Below are 3,418 nucleotides of genomic sequence, written 5' to 3' on the forward strand. Positions count from 1 at the left end.
CCTGCTGCTGCGCCGTCAGGGTGGTGGCACCTTCGTACAGCAGAACCTCTGGCAAAGCCTGAGCGACCCGCTGGTCGGCCTGCTTGCTGAACATCCTGAATCCCAGTTTGACCTGCTGGAAACCCGCCACGCGCTGGAAGGCGTTGCGGCCTACTACGCTGCGCTGCGCGGCACCGATGAAGACCTGCAGCGTATTCGCGACTGTCACGTCAACATCCAGCAGGCGCAGGACAGCGGCGATTTAGATGCTGAGGCCGATGCGGTCATGAAGTATCAGATCGCTGTCACAGAAGCCGCCCATAATGTGGTGCTGCTGCATTTGCTGCGTTCGATGGGCCCTATGCTGGAACAGAACGTCCGTCAGAATTTCGAATTGCTCTACGCTCGCCGCGAAATGCTGGCGAAAGTGAGCGGTCACCGCGCCAGTATCTTTGAGGCGATTGTGGCTCGTGAGCCAGAACAAGCACGCGAGGCATCCCATCGTCACCTGGCGTTCATTGAGGAAATCTTGCTGGACAGAAGTCGGGAGCAGAGCCGTCGTGAACGCTCCCTGCGTCGTTTACAGCAACGTAAGGAATAACGCACGGCAATGAACGTGCGACATAAACGACGGGCCTGTCTTCTTGTGCTGTGAATCAGAAGCAAAGCACAAGCAGACAGGCTCCTGATAATTCAACGTATTAGACACAGATAAGGAATACACCCCATGTCAGAACGTTTACAGAATGACGTGGATCCGATCGAAACTCGTGACTGGCTACAGGCGATCGAATCGGTCATCCGTGAAGAAGGTGTTGAGCGCGCGCAGTATCTGATTGATCAGGTATTGAGTGCTGCACGCAAAGGCGGTGTGAAAGTGGCAGCGGGCGGCAACGCCGTCAGCAACTACATCAACTCCATTGCGGTCGAAGATGAGCCGGAATATCCGGGGAACACCTCTCTTGAACGTCGTATCCGTTCCGCAATCCGCTGGAACGCCATTATGTCGGTTCTGCGTGCGTCGAAGAAAGATCTGGAGCTGGGTGGTCACCTGTCGTCTTTCCAGTCTTCTGCCACCATTTATGAAGTGTGCTTCAACCACTTCTTCCGCGCGCGTAGCGAGCAGGATGGCGGCGATCTGGTCTATTTCCAGGGCCACATTTCTCCGGGCATCTACTCGCGTGCGTTCCTTGAAGGACGTCTGACTGAAGAGCAGATGAACAACTTCCGTCAGGAAGTCCACGGCAACGGTCTCTCTTCCTATCCGCATCCAAAACTGATGCCGGACTTCTGGCAGTTCCCGACCGTGTCGATGGGTCTCGGCCCACTGAACGCCATCTATCAGGCGAAGTTCCTGAAATATCTGGAACACCGCGGCCTGAAAGATACCTCTAAGCAGACCGTTTACGCCTTCCTTGGCGATGGCGAGATGGACGAACCAGAATCCAAAGGGGCGATCACCATCGCTACCCGTGAGAAGCTGGATAACCTGGTGTTCATCATCAACTGTAACCTGCAGCGCCTCGACGGTCCGGTCACCGGTAACGGTAAGATCATCAACGAGCTGGAAGGCATCTTTGCCGGTGCTGGCTGGAACGTGATCAAAGTGATCTGGGGCGGACGCTGGGACGAGTTGCTGAAGAAAGACACCAGCGGCAAGCTGATTCAGCTGATGAACGAAACCGTTGACGGCGACTATCAGACCTTCAAATCACGCGACGGTGCGTACGTGCGCGAGCACTTCTTCGGTAAATACCCGGAGACCGCAGCGCTGGTGAAAGACTGGTCAGACGAAGAGATCTTCGCCCTGAACCGTGGTGGTCACGATCCGAAGAAAATCTACGCGGCACTGAAGAAAGCGCAGGAGACCAAAGGTCAGCCAACGCTGATCCTGGCGCATACCATTAAAGGCTATGGTATGGGTGACACTGCGGAAGGTAAAAACATCGCGCACCAGGTTAAGAAGATGAACATGGATGGCGTTCGCTACATCCGCGATCGCTTCAACGTGCCAGTGGCTGACGACAAGATCGAACAGCTGCCGTATGTGACCTTCGAAAAAGGCTCAGAAGAGTACAACTACCTGCACGGCCAGCGCGAGAAGCTGGGTGGCTACCTGCCAACCCGTCAGGCTGAGTTCAGCGAAAAGCTGGAAATGCCGGCGCTGGAAGAGTTCAGTGCGCTGCTGGAAGAGCAGAGCAAAGAGATCTCTACCACCATTGCCTTCGTGCGTGCGCTGAACGTGATGCTGAAGAACAAGTCGATCAAAGATCGTCTGGTGCCGATCCTCGCGGACGAAGCGCGTACCTTTGGTATGGAAGGTCTGTTCCGTCAGATTGGTATCTACAGCCCGAACGGCCAGCAGTATACGCCGCAGGACCGTGAGCAGGTTGCTTACTATAAAGAAGACGAGAAAGGCCAGATTCTGCAGGAAGGGATCAACGAGCTGGGCGCAGGGTCTTCCTGGCTGGCGGCGGCGACCTCTTACAGCACCAACAACCTGCCGATGATTCCGTTCTACATCTACTATTCGATGTTTGGTTTCCAGCGCATCGGCGATCTGATGTGGCTGGCAGGCGACCAGCAGGCGCGCGGCTTCCTGGTGGGCGGCACGTCCGGTCGTACCACGCTGAACGGCGAAGGTCTGCAGCACGAAGATGGTCACAGCCACATTCAGTCGCTGACTATCCCGAACTGTATCTCTTACGATCCGTCTTACGCGTACGAAGTGGCAGTCATCATGCATGACGGTCTGGTACGTATGTACGGTGAAGCGCAGGAAAATATTTACTACTACATCACCACGCTGAACGAAAACTACCACATGCCTGCGATGCCGCAGGGTGCGGAAGAGGGTATCCGTAAGGGTATCTACAAGCTGGAGACGGTAGAAGGCAGCAAAGGCAAAGTGCAGCTGCTGGGCTCAGGTTCTATCCTGCGTCACGTGCGCGAAGCGGCACAGATCCTGGCGAAGGATTACGGCATCGGTTCTGACGTCTACAGCGTGACCTCGTTCACCGAGCTGGCACGCGACGGCCAGGATTGTGAGCGCTGGAACATGCTGCACCCAACGGAGACTCCACGCGTACCGTACATCGCTCAGGTGATGAACGACGCGCCGGCGGTGGCATCGACCGACTACATGAAGCTGTTCGCAGAGCAGGTTCGCAGCTACGTGCCAGCCAGCGATTATCGCGTGCTGGGTACCGATGGTTTCGGCCGTTCAGACAGCCGCGAAAACCTGCGTCACCACTTCGAAGTGGATGCGTCATACGTAGTGGTTGCAGCCCTGGGTGAACTGGCTAAACGCGGCGAAATCGAGAAGAAAGTGGTGGCGGATGCGATCGCGAAATTCAACATCGATGCCGATAAAGTTAACCCGCGTCTGGCTTAAGAGGTAAGAGAGTAATGGCTATCGAAATTAACGTACCGGATATCG

General features: G+C 55.7%; 2 protein-coding genes. Both read left to right on the forward strand.

The genetic code is table 11. The features are described from left to right. Positions 1-580, forward strand: a 580-nt coding sequence (pdhR, locus tag ERD80_RS21690; RefSeq protein WP_136548506.1) for a pyruvate dehydrogenase complex transcriptional repressor PdhR, incomplete at its 5' end; no start/stop codon positions are given. Positions 581-706: 126 nt separating this feature from the next. Then, complete coding sequence (gene aceE, locus ERD80_RS21695) at positions 707-3,373, forward strand: pyruvate dehydrogenase (acetyl-transferring), homodimeric type (RefSeq protein WP_021507538.1); 2,667 nt, start codon at positions 707-709, stop codon at positions 3,371-3,373. Positions 3,374-3,418 lie beyond the last annotated feature (45 nt).

The sequence above is a fragment of the Pantoea sp. R102 genome, from assembly GCF_004916815.1.
In the GTDB taxonomy this organism is placed as follows: Bacteria; Pseudomonadota; Gammaproteobacteria; order Enterobacterales; family Enterobacteriaceae; genus Pantoea; species Pantoea dispersa.

Bases quoted from the DNA above. Each gene is read 5' to 3' on its own strand.
- aceE (WP_021507538.1), top strand. From the start codon at position 707: ATGTCAGAACGTTTACAGAATGACGTGGATCCGATCGAAACTCGTGAC.